The 22,476-nt window shown below is 65.6% G+C and carries 18 protein-coding genes and 1 pseudogene; 10 read left to right on the top strand and 9 right to left on the bottom strand.

What is annotated here, in order from left to right:
• Window positions 1–817, bottom strand: an 817-nt coding sequence (locus tag B0684_RS00435; RefSeq protein WP_077276930.1) for a hypothetical protein, incomplete at its 3' end; no start/stop codon positions are given.
• A gap of 512 nt (window positions 818–1,329) precedes the next feature.
• Between B0684_RS00435 and B0684_RS00430 the strand changes: the two genes are divergently transcribed.
• A complete protein-coding gene (locus B0684_RS00430) occupies window positions 1,330–1,998 on the top strand; it encodes a tetratricopeptide repeat protein (protein WP_233123345.1) in 669 nt (222 codons plus the stop codon).
• A 124-nt stretch (window positions 1,999–2,122) separates the two neighbouring features.
• Here the strand turns inward: B0684_RS00430 and B0684_RS00425 are convergent, their stop codons facing one another.
• From B0684_RS00425 to B0684_RS00390, 8 genes are all read right to left on the bottom strand, one after another.
• On the bottom strand, window positions 2,123–3,085 hold the full coding sequence (locus B0684_RS00425; protein WP_026313110.1) for a PEP-CTERM sorting domain-containing protein: 963 nt from the start codon (window positions 3,083–3,085) through the stop codon (window positions 2,123–2,125).
• Window positions 3,086–3,840: 755 nt separating this feature from the next.
• Complete coding sequence (locus tag B0684_RS00420; protein WP_018650678.1) at window positions 3,841–6,099, bottom strand: efflux RND transporter permease subunit; 2,259 nt, start codon at window positions 6,097–6,099, stop codon at window positions 3,841–3,843.
• Entirely contained in the window at window positions 6,099–7,811 is a 1,713-nt protein-coding gene (locus B0684_RS00415; RefSeq protein WP_026313109.1) for a LysM peptidoglycan-binding domain-containing protein, read from the bottom strand. The genes B0684_RS00420 and B0684_RS00415 overlap by 1 nt, the downstream gene beginning before the upstream one ends.
• A complete protein-coding gene (locus B0684_RS00410; protein ID WP_018650676.1) occupies window positions 7,789–8,604 on the bottom strand; it encodes an outer membrane lipoprotein-sorting protein in 816 nt (271 codons plus the stop codon). Before B0684_RS00410 ends, B0684_RS00415 begins: the two co-directional genes overlap by 23 nt.
• Before the next feature lie 4 nt (window positions 8,605–8,608).
• Window positions 8,609–9,511 (bottom strand): ThiF family adenylyltransferase, encoded by a 903-nt coding sequence (locus B0684_RS00405; RefSeq protein ID WP_018650675.1) that lies wholly within the window; start codon window positions 9,509–9,511, stop codon window positions 8,609–8,611.
• Window positions 9,508–10,383, bottom strand: a complete 876-nt coding sequence (locus B0684_RS00400) for a PEP-CTERM/exosortase system-associated acyltransferase (protein WP_018650674.1) — start codon at window positions 10,381–10,383, stop codon at window positions 9,508–9,510. The genes B0684_RS00405 and B0684_RS00400 overlap by 4 nt, the downstream gene beginning before the upstream one ends.
• A gap of 2 nt (window positions 10,384–10,385) precedes the next feature.
• Complete coding sequence (locus tag B0684_RS00395; RefSeq protein WP_018650673.1) at window positions 10,386–11,102, bottom strand: acyl-homoserine-lactone synthase; 717 nt, start codon at window positions 11,100–11,102, stop codon at window positions 10,386–10,388.
• Window positions 11,103–11,230: 128 nt separating this feature from the next.
• On the bottom strand, window positions 11,231–11,803 hold the full coding sequence (locus tag B0684_RS00390; protein WP_018650672.1) for a PilZ domain-containing protein: 573 nt from the start codon (window positions 11,801–11,803) through the stop codon (window positions 11,231–11,233).
• Between the two features lie 367 nt (window positions 11,804–12,170).
• Here B0684_RS00390 and B0684_RS00385 point away from each other — a divergent pair, with 367 nt between their 5' ends.
• The 9 genes and pseudogenes from B0684_RS00385 (at window position 12,171) to xrtA (ending at window position 22,453) form a co-directional block, all read left to right on the top strand.
• Entirely contained in the window at window positions 12,171–13,691 is a 1,521-nt protein-coding gene (locus B0684_RS00385) for an XrtA system polysaccharide chain length determinant (protein ID WP_018650671.1), read from the top strand.
• Between the two features lie 115 nt (window positions 13,692–13,806).
• On the top strand, window positions 13,807–14,703 hold the full coding sequence (locus B0684_RS00380) for an XrtA-associated tyrosine autokinase (protein ID WP_018650670.1): 897 nt from the start codon (window positions 13,807–13,809) through the stop codon (window positions 14,701–14,703).
• Window positions 14,704–14,725: 22 nt separating this feature from the next.
• Window positions 14,726–16,201, top strand: coding sequence for a TIGR03016 family PEP-CTERM system-associated outer membrane protein (locus tag B0684_RS00375; RefSeq protein WP_018169318.1), 1,476 nt, complete (start codon window positions 14,726–14,728; stop codon window positions 16,199–16,201).
• 3 nt (window positions 16,202–16,204) lie between these two features.
• On the top strand, window positions 16,205–17,284 hold the full coding sequence (locus tag B0684_RS00370; protein ID WP_018169317.1) for an XrtA/PEP-CTERM system-associated ATPase: 1,080 nt from the start codon (window positions 16,205–16,207) through the stop codon (window positions 17,282–17,284).
• A gap of 15 nt (window positions 17,285–17,299) precedes the next feature.
• Entirely contained in the window at window positions 17,300–18,205 is a 906-nt protein-coding gene (locus tag B0684_RS00365; protein ID WP_018650669.1) for an XrtA system polysaccharide deacetylase, read from the top strand.
• Window positions 18,189–19,256 (top strand): FemAB family XrtA/PEP-CTERM system-associated protein, encoded by a 1,068-nt coding sequence (locus B0684_RS00360; RefSeq protein ID WP_018650668.1) that lies wholly within the window; start codon window positions 18,189–18,191, stop codon window positions 19,254–19,256. The genes B0684_RS00365 and B0684_RS00360 overlap by 17 nt, the downstream gene beginning before the upstream one ends.
• A 77-nt stretch (window positions 19,257–19,333) precedes the next feature.
• A pseudogene (locus B0684_RS00355) lies at window positions 19,334–19,612 on the top strand (GxxExxY protein); the annotation flags it as partial.
• Window positions 19,613–19,662: 50 nt separating this feature from the next.
• Entirely contained in the window at window positions 19,663–20,913 is a 1,251-nt protein-coding gene (locus B0684_RS00350) for a TIGR03087 family PEP-CTERM/XrtA system glycosyltransferase (RefSeq protein ID WP_018175549.1), read from the top strand.
• On the top strand, window positions 20,903–22,453 hold the full coding sequence (xrtA, locus tag B0684_RS00345; protein ID WP_018650666.1) for an exosortase A: 1,551 nt from the start codon (window positions 20,903–20,905) through the stop codon (window positions 22,451–22,453). Before B0684_RS00350 ends, xrtA begins: the two co-directional genes overlap by 11 nt.
• The last annotated feature ends 23 nt before the right edge of the window (window positions 22,454–22,476 follow it).

The raw sequence follows: 22,476 nt of genomic DNA, 5'->3' as shown, positions 1-22,476 counted from the left end.
ACTGGGTTTCGCTGAACAGGGTCTGGCCGTCGCGGGTGTCGCCGTACACGTTGTTGGCATCGTCACCGAAGAAGGTCTCCGGCGGCGGTTCCTGGATGGTGCCGGCGCTGGCGAAGGCCGTGACCTGGAAGGTCGGGGCGCCTTCCTCGTCCGCGATCAGGTCGGCGAAGTCGATGCCGTCGCTGGTGAACCAGAAGCCCGGCAGTACCATGTCCACCTGGAATTCGAAGGTGAAGGTCCCTTCGATGAAGGCCCCGCCCTGGCTGTCGAATTCCAGGATGCTGTTGCCGGATTTCAGGCCCATCTCCATGACCAGTTCGCCGTCGGTGTAGTGTGCCCTTGCCCCTTCATAGTCCTGACCGAAACCGGGGGTCGGTTCGGCCATGAACAGCGAAAAGCAGCAACCGACCCCGGTGTAGTCAGCGGTGACGACGTAATTGCCGCCGACTGTATCGGTGCCGGTTACCACGCCGCGGAGTTCGTCCCAGAGGAGCCCCATGGAGTAGTCGTTGCCAAGGATGTCGCCGGTCTGGGGCGCGGCCGCGTTGGTGACGGTCCGGTAGGACGTGGCATCACCGTACCCGCGGTCATAGAACACATCGCCGACCTGAACCGGGTTGTTCGGGTCCTGAATGTACTGGAAGGTCTGGGTGTTCAGGTCGAATTGGATCCGGCGGACGTTTTCGACCGATCCGCTGTAGTTCGCGGTGGCGTCGAGGTTCATGTCGAAGTCGATCGTCTCCGCCGTCGCGGTACTCGCACCTGCGGCGAAAATGCCGACGCAGAGCGAAGCAAGAAGTGCTTTTTTCGCGTTCATGGATTTCTCCTGATGCTCAATTTGAAGCGATTTAACCATCGCCGGGGCTTGGCCTGATGGCCAATTCAGTTGCTGCCGAGTTGTTATAGGCAGACAACGTGCCAAGTTTCACTTCGAGGAGTGATCGTTCGTAAGGCTTTGTTATGTAGGGGGAAAGTTTGATGTTTTCCCGGCGGGTATTGGATTGTTGGCAGCGTGCGGGCGATAGGCCCCAGTTCTGGGACGGAACTGTAAAGGCGGTCGACGGAGGCTGGCGTGGCTTGCGGGCGTCAGGCCGCCGGGTAGGGGGTGCATGGAGAACAAATAAAAGAAAATCAGGAAGTTGAGGGTATTTTTTTGGTTGTAAGGCGTATCGACAGGGGGCGTTACAAGAGGTCCCGGGTAATGGCAAAGGATCGGGGCGACGGGCCGATTGGGAGGGGGCGTGATGTGCGGGGGAGCGCGGCTACCGAAGGACCGGTCGCGCCTCGCGAGAAGCCATGGGGTCAGGCCGTGCGCGCCCGCGACAGTCGATGCGCGACGACCAGCATGGCGGGAAGTACCAGCAGGTCGAACAGCAGGCCCGCGATCAGCCCGAACACAACCTCAATCGTTATGTTCAGGAGAGCCCCGGGTTGCTGCAGGGTATTCGTACGCTGACGGCGGTCTATCTGGAACAGGGTCGCGTGGAGGATGCCCTGCAGTTCGTGGAGCGGGCAAGCCGTGACTACACCGGCGAGCCGGCCGACATGGCCGAGCTGCGCGGGCGACTGCTGCTGGTTGCCGGCGATTCCGAAGCCGGCATCAATGCGTTGCGCGACGCGGCTGCGTCGAGCCCGGGTTCGCAGGGTCTCCAGGAATTGCTGGCGGTGGCGCTGCTCCGGGGCGGGGAGACGGAAGAAGGTCTGGATGCGCTGCGCGCCGCCGGAGGCGGCGAGGCCTCGGCCCAGCAGGTGGATACCACGCTGGTGCTGTACCTGTTGCAGACAGGACGCTACGACGAGGCGCTCGAGTGGGCACAGCGTCTGCAGGAGCTCCAGCCGGAAGTGACCGGTCCGTTGAGCCTGCAGGACGGCGACGAGGGGGGGGCAACCGAGAGCATGCTTCTCGAGCTCCTCGATCCCATGCTCATCATTCCACCAATCGATGTGCCCACCATGATTGGACCAGCACACTGGACGGTTGGCGGCTGGTTCGCATGAGGGTTCATGACCGCTGTAGTACCGGGCCCGGATCGCGGAACAAAAAAAGGGCTCCCCGAAGGGAGCCCTCAACTCGATGCCCCGGGGGGAGGGCCATCAAGACTAGAAATCGTTCTAGCGTCGGTTATGCGGCCTGGCGGTAGGCGGAGCGGCGGCGGATGCCACCGACCCCGATGAAGCCGGCCAGGATCAGCAGGGACAGGCCCATCAGCGCCAGGGTGCCCGGTTCCGGCACTGCGAAGCGCAGGCTGCCATCGTGGGTGGACTGGGTTTCGCTGAACAGGGACTGGCCTTCGCGGGTGTCGCCGTACACGTTGTTGGCATCGTCACCGAAGAAGGTCTCCGGCGGCGGTTCCTGGATGGTGCCGGCGCTGGCAAAGGCCGAGACGATGAAGGTCGGATTGCCTTCTTCGTCTTCCAGCAGGTCGGCGAAGTCGATGCCGTCGCTGGTAAACCAGAAGCCCGGCAGCACGTTCACCACCTCGAATTCGAAGGTGAAGGTCCCTTCGATGAAGGCCCCGCCCTGGCTGTCGAATTCCAGGATGCTGTTCCCGGACTGCAGGGCCAACTCCATGATCTGTTCGCCGGCGCTGTAGTGTGCCGCCGCCGCTTCATAGTCCTGACCGAAACCGGGAGTCACGCCGGACATGAACAGCTGGAAGTTGTCGGTGCCCACCGCGGTGTAGTTGGCGTTGACGACGTAATTGCCGCCCACCGTATCGGTGCCGGTTACCACGCCGCGGAGTTCGTCCCAGAGGAGCCCCATGGAGTAGTCGTTGCCAAGGATGTCGCCGGACTGGGGTGCGGCCGCGTTGGTGGAGGTCCGGTAGGACGTGGCATCGCCGTACCCGCGGTCATAGAACACATCGCCGACCTGAACCGGGTTGTTCGGGTCCTGAATATACTGGAAGGTCTGGGTGTTCAGGTCGAACATGATTCGGCGGACGTTTTCGACCGATCCGCTGTAGCCCGCGGTGGCGTCGAGGTTCATGTCGAAGTCGATCACTTCCGCTGCCGTCGCGGTACTCGCACCTGCGGCGAAAATGCCGACGCAGAGCGAAGAAAGAAGTACTTTTTTCGCGTTCAAGGGATTCTCCTGATGCTCAATTTAAAACGATTCAACCATCGCCGTGGTTTGGCCTGGTGGCCGAGTCTGTTGTTGTCGCAGTTATTACAAAGCAGATGCCGTGCCAATTTCGGCCTCGAAAATTAATCGCTCACAACCCATTGTTTGTGCGATAGAAAATGTTGGGGCTTAGCGGCGGGTTTTGGATTCGCCGCCGCGTGCGGGTGGTTTGCCCGCGATCCCGGGGCGGAACTGTAAAGGGGGTCGACGAAGGCTGGCGTGGGTTCGGGGTTTCAGGCCGATGGGCAGGGGCCCATGGACAACAAGTTCCATAAAATCAGCGAGCTGTCGGAAATTACCCCCTTGTAAAGCCCATCGACAACGGGCCACGGGAGGCCCCGGGATCGACAAAGGATCGGGGCGAAGGGCCGTTTGCGAGGGTGGGGCGTGATGTGCGGGGTACGCGAACACCGAAGGACCGGTCGGGTCTGGCGGGCGCGACGGGCCTAGGGAGACGCTGATCAATGCGCACGTCCGCGTTGGTGCCCCATTTTTCCCGAGACAAGGCGCGCAGCGCAGCGCCGTAGTCATTCTACGGTCAAGCGGCGCAACGCAGGATCGGGGAAAATGGGGCCCAACCCCGAAGGGGCTCGGCCGATTTTGCCCGCTGACCGCGTTGCGGCTCGCTCATGTAGCTCGGCTACACTTCACTCGCCGCGCCTTGTCAGCCCGCAAAGTCGACTCGAGCGCGGACGTGCGCATTGATCAGCGTCTCCCTAGGCGGTACGCGCCCGCGACAGTCGATGCGCGACGACCAGCATGGCGGGGAGTACCAGCAGGTCGAACAGCAGGGCCGCGATCAGCCCGAAGGCGGTCAGCCAGCCAAAGGCGGCCGTGGGCTGGAAGTCGGACAGCGCAAGCAGCAGGAACTGAGCCACCAGCACGATGGTGGTGGCGGTAATCGCGCGACCGCTGCGGCGGAAGCTGCGGGCGAGTGCCCAGGCAACCGGGCTGCCACGCCCGCGGCGCCGGCGATAGTTGTGCAGGATGTGGATGGTGTCGTCCACGGCGATCCCGATGGCGACACTGGCAATCATGGCCGTGGCCATGTCCAGCCAGATGCCCAGCAGGCCCATCAGGGCGAAGATCATCGCCACCGGTGCCAGGTTGGGGATCATGCTGAGGAGGGTCAGGGGAACGGAGCGCCACATCAGCAGCATCAGCAGCGTGATCATCGCCGCCACGGCATACAGGCTGTGGAGCTGGCCTTGAATCAGCAGGCGTTCCTGATCCGCAAACAGCCTTGCCATGCCGGCCATGTCCCACTCGAGATCGGCCGGTGGGTTGGCCTCCAGATACCCCCGCAGATCGTCCATCAGCGCGTTGATGGACCGGGCGCCGTGGGCGTTCAGGTTGAGCAGGATGCGGCTGCGTTCGAAGTCGCGGTCCACGGCATCGAACAGATCGCGGCCGTCGTAGATGAACAGGTACTGGGCGACCAGGTTGGGGTCGTCGGGGATCCGGCGGTACGCCGGGTCTTCCTCGTTGAAGGCCCAGTGCATCTCCGCGACCAGGTCCGGCAGGGACAGGCTGTAGTCGACCTCCGGTCGCTGGTCCAGCCAGTGCTGTACGCGCTGGATCGCCTGCAGCCGGCCCGGATCCTGGAGGCTGTCCCAGTCCGGGCCGTCGAACACCACCTCCAGTGCCATCACCCCGGAGAGTTCGCTCTCCACCGCGCGGGTGGCCTGGGTAATCGAGTGGTTGTCGTCAAAGAAGGCGTAGAGATCGGTCTCGACCTCGACATGCCGGATCTGCGGGATCGCCAGGGCCAGGAGGATGGCCGTGGCTAGCAGCACCCAGCCAGCCCGGCGGATTGCCAGGTGTGCCGCCAGCGCGGTCACGCGATCGAGTAGGAGCAATCCGCGCTTGGGCGTGAGCCAGTCGCCGCGGTCCCAGCGTCCCATGATCGCGGGCAGCAGTAGCAGCACAATCGCCGCGGCGAGGAGGACGCCAAAGGCCCCGATCAGGCCAAAGGTCTCGATCGGCCGGATGCTGCTGACTTGCAGCGAGGCAAGCCCCGCCGCGGTGGTCAGCGCCATGAACCACGTGGGCCGGGCTACGGCGGCAAGCGCCGCTTCCACGCGCGCGCGCCCCTGGTGGCCGCGTTGCGCGGCGTGCAGCGTGGCGTTGAAGAAATGCATCAGCATCGCCACCGTGAGCGCCGTCAGCAACGGCGGCAGGATGGCGGAGATCAGCGTGAACGGGCGGTCCAGCAGGATCAGCAGGGCGATCGCGGGGCCGGTCACCGCACTGATGGTGGCGGCGGACAGTACGACCACCAGCGGGCGCCGGAACAGCCACCACAGGAGCAGGAGGCTTACGGTCATGGTGCCCGGAACCAGGAAGGCGAGGTCCTTGACCATGGCCCGGAGCTGGGCGACATCCAGGGCAATATGTCCGGCAATGGCCGCCAGCTCGTCTTCCAGGTCGTGTGCGCCGATCCGGTCGCGCAGCAGGCGTTCCAGTTGCAGGCGTTGCAGGCTGTTGTCGAGGGCGTGCGGGCGCACGATCACGGCGAGGGCCTCGCCTCCGGTGCCGGCCACCAGTCCGGGGGCAAAGCGATCGCGCAGCACCCGCTCGCGCCATTGTTCCGGGGTGCGTTCGTCCAGTGCCCGGCCGTCGACCAGACGATCTACCGTGAAGCCGTCCGCCGTCGCCCGGATGTGATCCAGGGTGGTGACCGACAGCACCCGTTCGACGGCGGGGTCGGCCTCCATGTCCCGTGCCAGCGCATCGATGCGCTCCAGGAAGTCCGCTTCGAACAGATCGCTTCCGGTGAACAGGCCGACCAGCACCTGATCCTGGGGGAAGCGTTCGCGCAGTTCACGATCGAAGGTGACGGCCGCTGCGTCCTCGGGGAAATAGGATTCTGGGGCGTTGTCCAGATTGACCTGCAGCAGAACGGGGCCGGGCAGGAGGATCAGCAGGGCCAGGATGCCCAGTGCGAGCAGGGGGTGCCCCCGGAGCCAGCGCATCAGAACTGACCCCGCCAGCCCGTTACCAGCATGCGGTTATCGCGATAGAAGCCCCCGGCGGTACCCTCGGCACCGTCCAGCCAGTGCAGGCCGATATAAAATTCCATGGGCTCGCGGGCAATCCACGCGAGTTCCGGATTCAGGTAGATGTCGCGCCGGTTCAGGCCAACCGAGTAACGCATGCGGGCGCGCCAGTTGTGGCCGGCAAACGGGCTTTCCAGTTCCCCGGTCAGGAAGTAGCTCTCCCGGGCATCCAGCATGTCCCCGGCATTCAGGAGGTGCTGGCCGGCCAGTTGCGTGGTCATGCGGAAATCTCCGTCACCGGGGAAGCCCTCGGCACCGATCACCCAGTCGACGCCTTCCACCGTGGTCTGGCGCAGATCGTCCGCGCGGGTGACCGGTACATCGCTGAGCCAGGCGGCCTCGGCCCGCCAGGTCCAGGCGCCGGTGGCAAAGGCGGTGTCACCGCCGACCACCCAGGTGCGCGGGTGCACGGCCTCCAGCGTCGGGTCGCCGGCGGGCTGGCCGGTCAGGATGGCCTGGCGGGTATCGGCATCGAAGCGGTAGTAGGGCTGCGAGTGCCGGGCGCGCTGGATTGTTACGGCAAAGTCGGCGCCCCGCCCGGAGCGCCCCAGCCGCACCCCGGCGCCGCCGTTGCCGGAGACATCGTCGTCGAGCGTGGCCTGTTCGATCAGGGGCGCCAGCGCCGGGTCCTGCGGCAGCCCCAGCAGGCGGCCGCGGTTGCGGTCCACCGGGTGCCAGAGGCTGTCGCGACCGGGCAGCTCCGCCGGCCGGAAGATGGGCAGGAACACCAGGTCGGCGTGCCAGGGCCCCTCGAAGAATTCCGCGCGGATGGCGGGATTCGCGCGGCGGCGTTCGCCGTAGGGGTCCAGCCCGAAGCGGGTCAGATCCTTGGTGCTGAGCCGGTCGGTGGGTGGAATCTCGTCCACCCGTCCCCACAGGATGCGCTGGGTGCCGACCGTGATGCGCGTGCGGTCGCCGCGGTAACGCAGGAAGTTCTCGTCGTAGTCGGCGCGGGCCCGCGTCGTGCGCGGATAGTCGCCACCCTGTTGCGCCTGGACGTCCAGGCGGGCGCCCAGGCGCAGGTCCCAGTCCTCGTTCAGGTTGTGCCGGGCGCTGACCACGGCGCGCCCGTGCTGCACGTAATCCACGGGGCGCCCGGACGTGCCCAGGACCCCGAGTTCGACCATCGCCTCGTCGACGCGCAGGTCCCAGGCGGAGGTGCCGGTTTCGGTTTCCGCCTCTGTGTCCTCGTCCGGCCTGTCGCCAAAGACAAATTCGCGCCGTGTTTTGCCGTCGGGGGTGGCCGCAACGCTGTCCGCCGATGCCGAGTCGGTGGGTTGGGGGTCTCGCGGAGGTGCGGCGTTCGCTGGGTCGGCGGCCCTGGCCTGGCCGGCAGGGGTATCCGGGCTCGACAGGACGGCGCCCACCTGCAGGGTGCGTTCATCGCCGGTGAAGGCGTGCGGATTGTGCTCGAACAGAAGCCGGACCGTTTCCTGGATGGAGGTGTGTTCGTCCGGGCGCAGGTGCTCGGCCAAGTCCCAGAGGGTGTCGCCCGGCTGAACCGTATAGGGACCCGGAGAGGCGGCCGCCAGGGGCAGGGGGGCCAGCACCAGCAACGCGGCGAGGGCCAGGACGGGGTGCCCCCCAGCCCGGAGGCCGTCGACGTTATGGGCGATAGGGGCGCGCAAGGCTCGGGTCCGACAGGCCGCGGATGGTGAACAACTCGCTCGGCAGCCCGCTGTTGTAGGTCACGTCCTCGACCTCGAGGATGGTGGTGCGGTCGCTGGCGAGATCGGTCATGGCGCTGCGGGTGACCGTCCAGTAGCCCTGGATGTCCTCGATCCGCTGGACCTCCAGGCGTTTGGACGGTTCGTCCCCCCCTTCGTACAGGTCAATTCGCAGCGGCAGCAGGGTCTCCTTGTGGATCCAGCTGACGCGCTTGCTGTAGACGGAGTTGCCGGAGTCCACGGGGATGCTTTCGAGGATAGTGACGGGCGCCCCTTCGTAGGTTTCCTCGCCCAGGATGCGATGGTGGTCCTTGTGTGGTTCGCGGTCTTCCAGATCCTCGAAATAGAGTTCCGACTGCACGAAGCTGCCGCCCCGGTTCTCGCTGCTGATGCGGCGCTCGCGCTGGATGGCGGGGAGATACAACCACTGATCGACGTCACCCCCGGGGTGGTTGTGGATCAGGATGGCGGTGTCGGCGATGTTGCGCGGCGAGGTGAAGCGGATGAGGTTGCGGCTGGCGCCGGGCTCGTCGCCTTCCAGGCGGTATTCGTAGCTTTCGCGTACCCGCTCGCGGCGGCCGCCGCCGGTAAGGGTCATGATGCCGCGGGTGACGGCGTCGTCGCCGTCCGGGCGTTCGTGCACCGCGCGCGCCAGATCGCGTGCCGCGGATTCCTCGGCCAGGGCCGCGGTGGGTAGGACGGCGGCCGACAGCAGCAGGGCCGTGCCGGCGAATATGGCGATCCGGGTCATCATGGCGTCATTGTACTCCCGGGTTTGCGGCCCGCTGTTGGGCGCGCTGGGCGTGCAGTCGCTTGCGGGCCATGCGGATCAGCAGGCGTTGCAGCGGGTTGCGGTTGCCGCCCGGGCGCCACGTCCGCGCCAGGCGCTGGCGGTAGGCATCGAAATGCACGCCCCGCGGGGCCCACGTGACCGTCCCGCGGCCCAGCAAGAGCTTGAGCACCTCGGTTCCCATGACGCCGGCGCACAGGTCGCAGGCCATGGGCGTGGAGGGCCCGCGCCGCGCGGCCAGGTCGACGGCTGTCGGGTCGGCCAAGTAGCCCATCTGCAGCATGGCGGGGGCCAGGCCAATCATGAAACGAAGCGCCAGCTCCTCGTCGTCCAGGCCGTCGTGCAGGTCGAAGTAGGCATCGAAGCCCATACCGCCGGGACGGAAGTTCAGGAGCGCCGCCCCCATACCGAGGGGCGCCACTGTGACGGCCGGGATGCCGCGCTCGGCGCAGGCCGCGAACACCTGGCGCCGGATGTCGAAGGCGAAGAAGTCGAGGCCATCGACATAGACATCCACGCCTGCGAGGAACGCATCGAGGTTGTCCGGACTGATGCCCTGCGGGAACGCGTCGATCTCGAGCTCCGGGTTGATGTCCCGGGCCATCTCTTCCAGCACCTCGACCTTGGGCCGGTCCAGGCGCGACAGGGCCGCCCCGACTTGGCGGTTCATGTTGTGCAGTTCGAAGATATCCGGATCAGCGATGCGGAAGTGGCCGATCCCGAGGCGTACGAGTGTCAGCAGATGGGCACCGCCAACACCGCCCAGGCCCGCGATTGCAATCCGCGCCCCACGCATCCGCTGCAGTTCGCTGGTGGTCACCCAGCCGACGGTGCGGGCGAATGCCGTCTGGTAGTCGAAGGCGGAGCTCAATTCCTCAACCCGTGGTATCCATTTTCAGGTCTCGTTGGTTGCGGGCGCCACGTCCGCCCGGCCGGCAAGACTTTGGGGCGCATGGGGGCAGCGCGTGACCGGATGGCCTTCATCGGCATCGCGGTGGGGAGTGGATGTGGTCTGCGCAGCAGGGTCGACTCCACGTGCCGGCACAGCTCGCTCAGGGCACTGGATCGCCGGATGCTTTCGTACGCCTCCCCGGAATCGATATAGAATGCCGCACGCTTGCCGTGATAGTGCACGATCTCGCCGATTTGGGTGAACTCGAGTCCGGTGTGGCGCAGGATGCGGGCGAGTGCTGGCTCCATCATGGCAAAGGCATGCTGCTTGCGGTGGTGCACGCAGAGCAGGGTGGCGGCCACGAACAGGCTGACCGCCAGGATCGGGAATACGCGAACCTGGTCGGGCGAAATTTCCAGTGCCTCGATGTCGCCGAACGGTGTGGCGGTCTCGCCATGGCGCCGCCGAAACATGCCGTGGACGGCGAGGCGGGATACCTCGCAGATGTTGTCGCGGTCCAGCCGGTCGGGACGCCACGCGCTGTCGAAAAAGCTCTCGCTGCAATGGCGTTCCATCGGCAATTGCGTGATCGGGTCATGGGCGTCGACATGGACCACTCGAACGCATCCGGCCGCCATGGCGCTGGGCTTGTGCTCCAGCAGGCAGTGCCAGGCCTGGGTATCGTACTCGTCGATCTCCTTGTGCCCCGGGCAGTCTTCCTCGCGCTCAAAGCCGAACTCCTTGCAGTACACCTGATAGCGAAGATGCTGGATCTCCTCCAGGCTTTGCCCGGTACGCGTGGAGAGGTCGAAGTACCGATTGAATGCACTCACCACCGAGTCGTTTTCCACGACTAGTTCCCTCCTGCTACAAGCCCCGCCGTATCCGAGGGCGGACCCCATGGCTCGGGAGCATCCGCATGGCGCGGCGTGCATTCCGGTCCGGGACTCTCCCATGCAGTGTAGTGCGGAACTTCCGAAAGTGCCGGAAGCTGCAATCGCTGCCGCCAGGCCTTCAGGGCCTCGCCCGCTTCGTCCGTGTGCGTCAGGCAGGGTATGCGTGTGCCGCGATGCCGGTGCGGCGAGCCACAGACCTCGACGGGCAGGCCATGACATCGCAGCAGTCGCGCGAGCGCCGGGCGCACCAGAAAGAACATGCGCAGGTATCCATGCCGTCGTGCGTATTCCTGCGAGGCCTGACACAGGTGATAAAGCACCTCGGGCGAAGCCCCGCGTACGATCAGGCGCGAAACTTCCACTGCCGGAACATCGGCGTCGGCCTCCACCTCCGGGAACAGTCGGCAGTTTGTCGTGGTCGGCAGTGGGCGCTTGCCCGGGAGGATCAGGCGCATCGCGCCGACCCAGCGCGTTTCCGGCGGGCGACCCTCGTGGCTGATCAGGAAGTGTTCGGCATGTTCGTCGTAGGCGTCGCGCTCAATGCCCTCCGGGTGCTGCTCGGCGGGTTCGAACCCGGTTTCGCGGCAGTACACCTCGTAACGCAGCCGGTAATGAATGCGTCGGGCGGCCTCCGACCGGGCGAGGTAGGTGCGGATCCGGCCGGGGCTACCCATCTGATAGGGCGCGTCCGAAATCGGACGCGACGAGCGGTTGCGGGGACGCTTTTGCGATTTCTGCCTGAGTGGCCATCCAGTGATTCATCTGTCTGCTCCCATGGGTTGGGGATTAGTAGCCGCTCGCTTCAGGCGGCGGCATTCGCGAACTGCAGCCCGACCCCCCGTGGGCTGGAAAACACAACGACGCCGTCGCGCGCGCCGCCATTCGGCACGATTACCCGGATGGCGGTCCCGGGCGGCGGCCGCGGCTGGTAGCGCAGCGGCATGACGCGCGCGCCGGAGCGCGAGACGTCCATCAGACGGCAGTGAGCCGGCCGTCCCTGGATCCACATTTCCGTGCGCAGGTTGACCGCCTCGCGCGGCCAGCGCCGTCGTTCCTTCTGCTCGCTAGTGGCCTCGTCGGCCTCTTGTCCCTCGCCGAATTGCCACGCGATGGCTGCGCCCCAGTGCTGCTCCTCCGCCGATCCGGCGTAGATCTGTGCCTGTGCCGGGTCGGTGATCGGGGGCGACCCCAGCCGGTTGATCAACGCCGCGACGAAGCTGGCGGAGACCTGTTCGTACTCCCCGGCGGTTTCCAGGTCCTGGTATAGCTGGCCATGGATCTCGTCGAGGATGCGGAGACGTTGACCCCAGGTCTCGTTTGCGATTGCCGGGAACCAGAAGTCCGCGAGTTCCAGTGCCAACTTTTCGTGACTCATCAGCGATCCTTGATGGTCGGTGCAGGGGCCGCTGCAGTTGTGAAACTCTACCCTGTGTGTGCAGCAGCAAACTCTGTACCAGTGCACAGAAATGACAGGGATTCGCTCATCCTCGCGCGAGCCCCCTGCGCCGTGATTTGCCCGTCAGTTCGCCAGCTGTAAACAATCCCGACATCTGTGGACAGTTCCTGGCAAACCCACTTCAATGAACCTGGGATTTCTCCCAACCCGGCCTCACCGGCACGCCGGTGTCGAGCCCGGGGGGTCCCGGCGCAAGGCAGACGCGTCCGGGGGGGCAGGTATTTGTTAGCAGATCGGCCCGCGAGCGCTACCAGGCGCCGGTGCGGTCGGCGGGAAGCTGGGTTGTATGGAAAAGATCGTTCAAGAGCTCTGGCAGCATGTTCGCTCCACTTGGCGCAAGCGCTGGTGGATCCTGCCCATTGCATGGCTGGTCTGTCTGGGCGGCTGGGCCTACGCCCACAACCTGCCCGATACCTATCAGGCAGATGCCCGGGTCTATGTGAATACCCAGTCGGTGCTGGATCCGCTGCTGCGCGGGATGACGGTGCGGCCGAACACCGAGCAGCGCCTGCGCATGATCACTCGTACCCTGTTCAGCCGTGACAACCTCGAGGAGATCGCCCGCGAGAGCGATCTCGACGTTCTGACCGGCAACTCCAACCTGGATGCCCAGGTCGCGTTGCTGCGCGCACGGCTGACGCTGGACGTCGGCGAGCGCGACAACATCTACAGCGTGAGTTTCCGTCACGGAAACCCCGAGGTGGCCTATCGCGTGGTTCGTGAGACGGTCGATCTGTTCATGGCTCGCGGCATGGGCGACTCGCGCCTCGATCTCACCACCTCGCAGCAGTTCATCGAGCGCCAGCTCGATAACTACGAGCAGCAGCTGCAGGAGAAGGAGGCCAAGATCGAGCAGTTCAAGCGCGACAATGCGCGCTTCCTCAGCGGCGACGGAAACTTTTACTCGCGTCTGGAGCGCACCCGTGACCAGCTGCAGCAAGCACGCTTGCAAAAGCGGGAGGCGCAGAGCCGGTTGCAAACCCTCGTGCGGCGAGCCGGAAGCGGACCGGGGAGTTACGAGAACGCGGAGCTGGATCGGCGTATCAGCGACCTGCAGCAAAGCATCGATTCGATGCGTCTGCACTACACCGACGAGCACCCGGATTTGGTCTCGTCACGGCGCATTCTGGAGGAGCTGGAGGCGCGTCGTGAACAAGAGACGCAGAACCCGCAGGCGATCCAGCGCCCGGGCAGCGGTAACGAGGTACTGCAAAATGCCATCAGCGAAACCGAAAGCGAGATCGCGTCACTGACGACCCGGATCGCCGAATTCGAGGACCGGGTTGCGCGGCTGGAGGGCGACGTGGATCGCGCACCGGCGGTGGAGTCCGAGCTGACCTCCCTGACCCGCAATTACGACGTCATGCGCAACTCCTATCGCCAGTTGCAGGATCGCCGCGAGCAGGCGGTGATGTCGGGGGCCGTCGAAAGCCAGACCGACGCGGTCGACTTCCGTGTGCTCGAGCCGCCGCGTCAGCCCACAGCGCCGGCCTCGCCGGATCGACCCATGCTGGCCACGGCCGTACTCCTGGTCGGTCTGGGTGCGGGCACCGGCTTTGCGTTCCTGCTGTCGCAGCTGCGCCGAACGATCAGTAGCAGCCAGCAGCTGGCGGCGGTCACCGGCCGCCCGGTTCTGGGCAGTGTCTCGCGGGTGCGTACGCCGATGAGCCGCCATCGCCGGTTGTCCGAGCTGATGGTGTTCACCGCCGCATTGGGGACGCTGGTGCTGGTATATGCCGTGGTTATGGGACTTTACGCGACCGGATCGGAAGCCCTTCTGGACGATCTCCTGGGGCTGTTGCGATGACGGAACCGCGCAGGTGCGGGATGGGATGCCCCGGCAATTCGGTGGCGTGCCGACTATCTTTCAGGGAACCGGCCGACTCGACGGAGTCGGTTGCCGGCAAGGGGCTGACAGCATAATGAGCATTATCGAGAAGGCACTGGACAAGAACCGGGCGCGTCAGCCGGTCCCTGAAGAAACGGCCGAACAGGCGGCCGCCCCCGAAGCCGCCGCGCGCGAGCCCGAACGCTGGCGAGAGCCGGTGTCGCAGGAAGTCAGCATCGATTTTGCCTGGCTGCGCAAGCAGGGACTCATCGTTCCGGGGGATCAGCGTTCCAGCGTGGCGGAAGAGTTCCGCATGATGAAACGCCCCCTGCTGAACAATGCATTCGGGCGTCATGCCGCGATGCGTGTGCCCAAGGGCCGGCTGATCATGATCACTAGCTCCCTGCCGGGGGAAGGCAAGACGTTCACCAGCGTGAATCTGGCCCTGAGCATGGCGATGGAGCTGGAGCGCACCGTGCTGCTGGTGGATGCCGATGTATCACGACCGGCTATCCCCCGCACACTTGGGTTTCACGCTGATCTCGGGCTCATGGATGTCCTCAGCGAACCCGACATCCAGATCCCCGATGTCCTGCTGCGAACCAACGTGGAAAACCTGACCGTTTTGCCGGCAGGCCGCCCCCACGGACGCTCGACCGAGATCCTGGCGAGCGACGTGATGCGGGATCTGGTCGATGACCTGCATGACCGGTACGAGGATCGCATCATCCTGTTCGACTCCCCGCCCCTGCTGGCCACCAGCGAGCCGGGCGTCCTGGCGACGCACATGGGGCAGGTCGTGATGGTAGTGGAGGCCGATCGCACCCCGGCGAGCACGGTGGAGCGAGCCATGCATCAGCTGGATTCCTGCGGCGTCGTGCTCACCTCCCTCAACCGCGCGACGCCCGGTATCGGCATCGGCGGTCAATATTACGGGGGTAGCTACTATGGCATCGAGCGTGATCATGTCGCCGACACCTCGGCCCGCTAGCTTCCCGCGCACGGGGCGGCAGTTGCCGGCCCGCTGGTGGCTGGTCGGCACGGCGGTGGTCGCGCTGGCATCGCCCGCAAGTGCGCTGGCCGTCGAGTGGACATTGACCCCGCGGGTCACGGTGTCGGCCGAGGTCACCGACAACGCCCGTCTGGCCCCGCGAGGCCAGGAGGAAGCGGACCTGATCGGTACCGTCAGCCCCGGATTTACGCTGCGCGGGGAAGGCGCCCGCAGCGATACCCGTATCGATTACCGCCTGAACTCGCGCTTTTATCTCGACGACTCGCGCCAGGGGCGCACGACGCACGCCCTGCGCGGGCGCAGCAACTGGGAGCTGGTGGACGACACCTTCTTTGTCAATGCCGGGGCCTCGCGTACCGAGCAGGTGGCATCGATTCTCGACCCGGTCGGCATCGGTGGCAGTACCCCGCGCGGAAACCTGCAGGAGACCACCTCCTACAGCGTTTCGCCGATGCTGCGGACCCGTTACGGCAGTTTCGCCACGCAGGAGGTCCGCTATACCTATGGCGCGACCCTGAACCACCAGAGCAATCGCCAGGACAGCGACTACCACCGGGGCGAGTACGTCCTCAATAGCGGGGCTGCCTTCAACCGCCCGTTCTGGCAGGTCGCCGGGTTCTACGAGGAGGAGCGCTTCGACAATGGCCTGGAGGGCGAGTTCGGGCAGGTCAGCGGGACGCTCGGCTATCGTTTCGGGCGGTCCCTGCGGCTGTTCGGCGTGGTGGGCGAGGACTTCAATGATTACGCGACGACCCGCGAAGACGATGACGGCAGTTTCTGGCAGGTCGGCGCAGGCTGGGCCCCGACCCGGGTCACCAATATCGAGGCGCGTTACGGCGAGCGCTATTTCGGCAAGAACCGCGCGCTGTCCGTGAATCATCGCAGTCGCCGCTCGACCTACCGCCTCAGCTACGACGAGGGGGTGAGCTCGACCCGGCAGCGGCGTGAGGGCCCCTTTGCCCAGCTGGCGGAGGATGCGCAGTTCATGACCATCGACGAGTTGCTGGAGAACTACACCCTGGAGGAGATCTTCCTGTTCGCCCTCAATCCGCAGCTGGGCGACGAGGCCTTCGTTGAAGGCTTCTACTTTACTCGTAGCTGGCGTGCGGGCTGGAGCTATGACACCGGCCGCAGTGTATTCGGGATCAATCTGGTGCAGACCGAGCGTGAATCCGAGACCCAGACCAATGTCGGCCTGTTCGAGGACAACCGGATCCAGCGCGGGGCCAATGCCTTCTGGCAATGGCGGTATGGCCCGCGTACGACGTCCCTGGTGAGCGCTGGCGTCACCCAGACCGATTTTACCGACAGCGATCGCGAGGACGACCTCTGGTACCTGCGTGCCAGTGTCAGCCGTCAGCTGGCCCCGGACACCACCGCGAGCCTGGCCGTCCGGCACCAGCGTCGGGAGTCGAACAGCGCGGACAACGAGTATCGCGAGAACGCGATCATCGGCACGCTGACCAAGGAGTTCTGAGGCATGTACGAAGAATTCTACGGCTTCACCGGTCGGCCCTTTGCCCTGAGCCCCGATCCGCGTTTTTTCTATGCCAGCAAGGGCCATAGTCGGGCGATGGCGTATCTCGAATACGGCGTGCAGCTGGAGGAGGGCTTCATCGTTATTACCGGCGAGGTCGGGGCCGGCAAGACGACGTTGGTGCGCAGTCTGTTCGAGACCCTGAGTGACAAGCCTCTGGTGGCGGCGCAGTTGGTCAGCACCCAGCTGGATGCAGAAGACTTGCTGCGTTCGGTCTGTCTCGCGTTCGGGCTGGACGATGCCCCCAGTCACAAGGCCGGCCAGCTGCGCCGTCTGGAGACCTTCCTGCGCGATACCCGGGCGCGTGGCCAGCGCGCCCTTCTGGTGGTCGACGAGGCGCAGAACCTGGGCCCCGATGCCGTGGAGGAGCTGCGCATGCTCTCCAATTTCCAGGGCGAGGACGGGCCGCTGCTGCAGAGCTTCCTGCTCGGGCAGCCGGAATTCCGGCGCCTGTTGCGGAGCGAGGACATGCAGCAGCTGCGCCAGCGGGTGATCGCGACCTACCACCTGGGGCCGATGGACGCAGACGATACCCGGGCCTACGTCGAGCACCGGCTCGCCCGGGTCGGCTGGGACGAGCGGCCGCATTTCGACGACGACATCTGGGCGCGCATCCACGACTACACCAGCGGCATCCCGCGCAAGGTAAACACCTTCTGTGACCGCCTGCTGCTGATGGGGTACCTGGAGGAATGTACCGACCTGGATGCCGCGCGGGCGCAGCAGGTGATCGACGAGATCGAGGAAGACCTGGAAGGGGTCCTGCTGGATGAGGGGCCGGCTGCCACGGTACGCCCCGAAGCCGGGTCGGGGGCGGACGGCCTGGATGATCGCCTGGTGGCCAGCCAGGTCTCCATGCTGCGGATCGAACAGGATATCGAGGCACTGGAGGAACGCCTGCAGCGGATCGAGCGCAATCTCCTGGTCAACTTCCGGGCGACCCAGGAGGTGCTGAAGATCGTGCGCGACGAGGGCTACGAAACGGAGGCGCTGGCGCCCGTTTCCAGTGCCGCGCAGTCGTAGCGGCCGAGGCCTGACATGCAGACGCAAAGTGCCGATCGGCCCAACGCCCTGACCGTCGATGTGGAGGATTACTTCCAGGTCTCGGCACTGGCCCCGCGCATCCCGCGCGATACCTGGGACACCCGCGAATGCCGCATCGAGCGCAACCTTGATCGCATCCTCCAGCTGTTCGATCAGAGCGGCGCGCAGGCGACCTTCTTCACCCTCGGCTGGATCGCCGAGCGTTACCCGCACGCGATCCGCCGCATCGTCGACGCCGGCCATGAGCTGGCGAGTCACGGCTACGGCCACGAGCGGGTCACGGATCTGGCGCCCGCCGCCTTCCGCGCCGATATCGAGCGCGCCCAGCGCATCCTCGAAGACCTCTCCGGAGCCCCGGTCCGCGGCTATCGCGCGCCCAGCTTCTCGATCGGCGAGGGCAATCTCTGGGCGCTGGAGGTGCTGCGCGAGGCGGGGCTGGAGTACAGCTCGAGTATCTACCCGGTGCATCACGATCACTACGGTATGCCGAAGGCCCCGCGACACCCGCATCGCCCGATGCCTGCCGGGGTCCTGGAGCTGCCCCCGGCGACCCTCCGCATGGGCGGGCGCAACCTCCCGGCGGCCGGTGGCGGCTATTTCCGGTTGCTGCCTTATGTGATGTCGCGCGGGGCCCTTCGGCGTATCGGGGCACTGGACGGGATGCCGGCGGTTTTCTACTTCCACCCCTGGGAGATCGATCCCGATCAGCCGCGGGTGTCCGGGCTCGGGGCGCGGAGCCGTTTCCGGCACTACGTGAACCTGCACCGGATGGAGTCGCGTCTGAAGCGTCTTCTGCAGGACTTTCGCTGGGATCGCATGGACCGCGTGTTTGCCGCGGAACTGGCGGCACCCGGGGACCATGCAAGAGTGACAGGGGAAGACAATGTACGAACCGCCTGATCAACGTGCCAGCGGTACCGGTGCCCTGCAGGTCCGGAAGCTGTGTGCGGCCGACCATGCGCGCTGGGATGCGTTCGTGGAGAACTGTCCGCAGGCCACCTTCTTCCACCGCGCAGGCTGGTCGACCGTTTTGCGCGAGGCGTTCGGACACGAGACGCACTTCCTCTATGCCGAGGTGGATGGCGCCATACAGGGCGTGCTGCCGCTGGCCCGTATCCGTTCCCGTCTGTTTGGGGACTCGCTGTCATCGCTGCCGTTCTGTGTCTACGGTGGTGTGGCCGCAGTCACCGACGGCGCGGCTGCGGCGCTGGATGCCCGAGCACAGGAGCTCGCCCGCCGCCTGAATGTCGATTATCTCGAGTATCGCCAGCGCGAACCGAGGCACCCGGACTGGCCGACCAAGAGCGAGCTCTACTTCACCTTCCGCCGCCTTCTGGATCCGGATGTCGACGCGAACATGAATGCGATCCCGCGCAAACAGCGGCGCATGGTGCGCAAGGGCATCAAGGCGGGCCTAGTCAGCGAGGTCGAACATGACATCGACCGCTTCTACCCGATTTACGCGGCCAATGTCCGGCGCATGGGGACCCCGGTCTTCGGCCCGAATTACTTCCGCAAATTGCTCGACGTGTTCGGTGATGATTGCGACGTGCTGACGGTGACGCATGAGGGCGAAGCGATCGCCAGCGTGGTCAGCTTCTGGTTCCGCAACGAGGTGCTGCCCTACTACGGCGCGGGAACCCCGCGAGCCCGCGAAGTGGCGGGCTACGACTTCCTCTATTGGGAACTGATGCGTCGTGCCTGCGAGGCGGGCTACCGGGTATTCGATTTCGGCCGCAGCAAGCGCGATACCGGGTCCTTCAGCTTCAAGAAGAACTGGGGCTTCGAGCCGCAGCCGTTGTACTACGAATACGACCTGGTGCGTGCCCGCGAGATGCCGGACGTCAATCCCCTCAACCCGAAGTACCGCTACTTCATCGCCGCTTGGCAGCGCCTGCCGCTGCCCGTGGCCAACTGGCTGGGCCCCAAGATCTCCCGCTCCCTCGGCTGAAGGGCCTTTTCACCACAGGGCCAAAGAGAACACTGAGCAGGTCAAGGGCGGATTGACCACGAAGGTCGGTTTACGAGAACTGCCGGGTGCACGAAATGCTGGAATCGGGCCTGTCCTGCGTCTCTCAGGTTCCGATACCCGTCACTTACAAGGGGCAGACGCTGGATTGTGGATGCCGTATCGACATCCTGGTCGAGGACAGACTGATGATGGAATTGAAAAGTGTGGATGACCTGCAACGGGTTCACGAGGCCCAAACCCTCAGGTACATGAAACTCGCGAATAGCGCGCAAGCCCTGTTGATCCATTTCAACAGCGTGCGCCTCAACGATGGCCTCAAACGCCTGGTTCTTTGATTTGAATGCCCTTCTTCGTGCCTTCGCGAGCTTCGTGGTGAACAAGCCTTATGGATGATCTGTTGTATCTGGTGCACCGGATTCCGTGGCCGCCCAACAAGGGGGACAAGATCCGCTCGCACCACATCCTGCGCTATCTGGCGCAGCACTATCGCGTGCATCTCGGCACGTTCATCGATGACCCGGCCGACGCTGCCTACCTGCCCGAACTCGAAGGGCTGTGCGCCAGTGTCTGTGCCCGTCCATTGCCGCGCCGCCGTGCCCAGTTGCGCGCCCTGAGCGGCTTGCTGAGTGGCGAGGCGCTCAGCGTGCCGTGGTATCGCGACCGGGAACTGGCGCGCTGGGTCCGTGCAACGCTGGCAAGGCAGCCGGTCGCCCGAGCCCTGGCCTTTTCCTCGGCGATGGCCCAGTACCTGCCGGAGGGGGGCGGGCTGACCCGGGTGGTCGACTTCGTGGACGTGGATTCCGACAAGTGGACGCAGTATGCGCCGACGCGGCGCTGGCCCATGAGCGCCATATATCGGCGCGAAGGGCGGCGGCTGCTGGCATACGAGCGACAGGTCGCGCAGGCCAGTGACGCCAGCCTGTTCGTGTCGCCGGCCGAGGCGGACACCTTTCGCGAGCAAGCACCGGAAGTGGCAGGCCGGGTGCATGCCCTGAACAACGGTGTCGATGCCGCCTTCTTCTCGCCCGATGCGGTTGCGGCACCCGGTCCCTATGCGGAGGGGGTGCGCACCGTGGTGTTCTCGGGGGCGATGGATTACTGGCCCAATGTCGATGCCGTGATCTGGTTCGCCGACCACGTCCTGCCTGCGCTGCGGCTCGAACATCCCGGTGTGGAGTTCTGCATCGTTGGCAGCCGGCCGGCCCCGGAGGTGATGGCGCTGGCGGATCGCCCCGGTGTCACGGTGACCGGATTCGTGGACGACGTGCGACCGTGGATCGCGCACGCGACCGTCGTCATTGCACCCCTGCGAATTGCCCGTGGGGTGCAGAACAAGGTCCTGGAGGCGATGGCCCTGGCGCGCCCGGTCGTGGCCAGCCCGCAGGCTCTGGAAGGCCTGACCGCGATGGCTGGGCGTGAGGTGATCCGTGCCGAGGCCGAACCGGGCGCGTTTCTGCAGGCCGTTTCCGGATATCTGCGTGCACCGGATCCGGCGCTCGGGCACGCGGCGCGCACCCGGGTGCTGGCGGACTATGACTGGGCGCGCAATCTCGCGCACCTGGGCGAGTTTCTCCGCCTGCACCCCGGCGGGGTCCCCGGCGCCGAGCCGGTCCCGGAGGCTGCCCATGGACGCTGAAACGCTCAACATCCGGGCGTCCGTGCGCGGCTCGTCCTGGTGGCTGGCCGGGCCGGTGCTGGTGCTGGGTCTGGTCGTGCTGGGATGGATGTTCTACCCGACGTTCGAATCCATTGTGGCCGTCTGGAACCGTTCGGAGACCTTTGCCCATGGTTTCCTGATTGTCCCCATCGTGCTGTTTCTGTTGTTTCTCAAGCGCGAGGAGGTGCTGGCCCTGGAGCCGCGTCCTTCCTGGTGGGCGCTGTTGCCCTTGCTGGGCTTTTCGCTGGTCTGGGTGGCGGGAGAGCTGGTGGATGTGGTGTCCGTGCGTCAGTTCGCGGCCGTCCTGATGATCCCCGCGCTGTTCTGGCTCGTGCTGGGCAATGCGATCACCTGGCGCTTGCAATTCCCTCTGGCGTACCTGCTGTTCGCGGTCCCGTTCGGTGAGTTCCTGGTGCCGCCGCTGATGGATTTCACTGCGGACTTCACCGTAACGGCGGTACAGCTCACCGGGATCCCGGTCTATCGCGACGGGTTGTATTTCGATCTGCCCACGGGCCGCTGGTCGGTAGTCGAGGCCTGCAGTGGCGTGCGCTATCTGATCGCGTCGGTCGCGCTCGGTACCCTGTACGCCTATCTCATGTATCGCAGCCCCTGGCGGCGGCTCGTGTTTGTCGGCGTCTCCATCGTGGTGCCGATCGTCGCCAATGGCCTGCGGGCCTACATGATCGTGATGATTGGTCATCTGAGCGACATGGAGTATGCGGCCGGGGTCGATCACCTGATCTATGGGTGGATCTTCTTCGGGGTGGTCATTGCGCTGATGTTCGGGATCGGGGCCTTCTGGCGCGAAGATATGGACCCGCCCACCGCACGCGTGCACACGCCGAAACAGCGACGCTCGTTGCAGGCCGGACCGTTCGCCGTGGCGGCCCTGCTGGCGGTGGTGCTGGCCAGCGTGGCCCCGCTGTATGCGGATTGGATGAACCAGCGTGATCTCGGTCCGGTGGCGGGTCTGGGCGTGGGCCCGCTGGCCCCGCCCGGCTGGCGGGTGCTGGAGGATCAGGCCGATGCCTGGGAGCCGGGTTATCGCGGCGCCCGCGATGGCCGGGGTGGCCTCGTCACGGCGGAATATGGCGGGCCGCCGGTGGGCATGCACGTGCTGTTCTACCGCGAACAGCACCATTACGGGAACATGGTGGGCTGGAGCAATACCCTGGCCGGGCGTCACCGCGTGGGGTCCTGGTCGCAATCCCATCGCGGGCAGGCCACGGTCGACGGTTACCCCAATCCCGAACGTTTCCTGTTGCGCGGGCCCGGGCAGCAACTGCTGGTCTGGCGCTGGTATTGGGTGGACGGCCAGCTGACCACGTTGCCGCATACGGTCAAGGCTCGCGAGGCGCTGAACCGCCTGGTGGGTGGCCGCGATGACGCGGCCCTGGTCGTGCTCTATGTGCCCTATGGCTCCGAGCCCGGGGAAGAGGAGGCGACGCTACAGGCCTATGCGGCCGACGTCCTGCCCGAGATCCTCGAGCAGCTCGCCGCTGTTGCGCGACAGTGACGGGCGCATCCGCCAAGACCGTC

Origin of the sequence: Thioalkalivibrio versutus, from assembly GCF_001999325.1 — a bacterium.
In the GTDB taxonomy this organism is placed as follows: Bacteria; Pseudomonadota; Gammaproteobacteria; order Ectothiorhodospirales; family Ectothiorhodospiraceae; genus Thioalkalivibrio; species Thioalkalivibrio versutus.
Note: the sequence above shows the minus strand (reverse complement) of the source record. Positions and strands in the feature narration are given on the sequence as shown.

Coding starts and splice junctions, on each gene's coding strand:
- B0684_RS00430 (WP_233123345.1), top strand. CDS start 1,330: ATGCGCGACGACCAGCATGGCGGGAAGTACCAGCAGGTCGAACAGCAG.
- B0684_RS00420 (WP_018650678.1), bottom strand. CDS start 6,099: ATGCGCTGGCTCCGGGGGCACCCCCTGCTCGCACTGGGCATCCTGGCC.
- B0684_RS00410 (WP_018650676.1), bottom strand. CDS start 8,604: ATGATGACCCGGATCGCCATATTCGCCGGCACGGCCCTGCTGCTGTCG.
- B0684_RS00395 (WP_018650673.1), bottom strand. CDS start 11,102: ATGGGTAGCCCCGGCCGGATCCGCACCTACCTCGCCCGGTCGGAGGCC.
- B0684_RS00390 (WP_018650672.1), bottom strand. CDS start 11,803: ATGAGTCACGAAAAGTTGGCACTGGAACTCGCGGACTTCTGGTTCCCG.
- B0684_RS00385 (WP_018650671.1), top strand. CDS start 12,171: ATGGAAAAGATCGTTCAAGAGCTCTGGCAGCATGTTCGCTCCACTTGG.
- B0684_RS00380 (WP_018650670.1), top strand. CDS start 13,807: ATGAGCATTATCGAGAAGGCACTGGACAAGAACCGGGCGCGTCAGCCG.
- B0684_RS00370 (WP_018169317.1), top strand. CDS start 16,205: ATGTACGAAGAATTCTACGGCTTCACCGGTCGGCCCTTTGCCCTGAGC.
- B0684_RS00365 (WP_018650669.1), top strand. CDS start 17,300: ATGCAGACGCAAAGTGCCGATCGGCCCAACGCCCTGACCGTCGATGTG.
- B0684_RS00360 (WP_018650668.1), top strand. CDS start 18,189: ATGTACGAACCGCCTGATCAACGTGCCAGCGGTACCGGTGCCCTGCAG.
- B0684_RS00350 (WP_018175549.1), top strand. CDS start 19,663: ATGGATGATCTGTTGTATCTGGTGCACCGGATTCCGTGGCCGCCCAAC.
- xrtA (WP_018650666.1), top strand. CDS start 20,903: ATGGACGCTGAAACGCTCAACATCCGGGCGTCCGTGCGCGGCTCGTCC.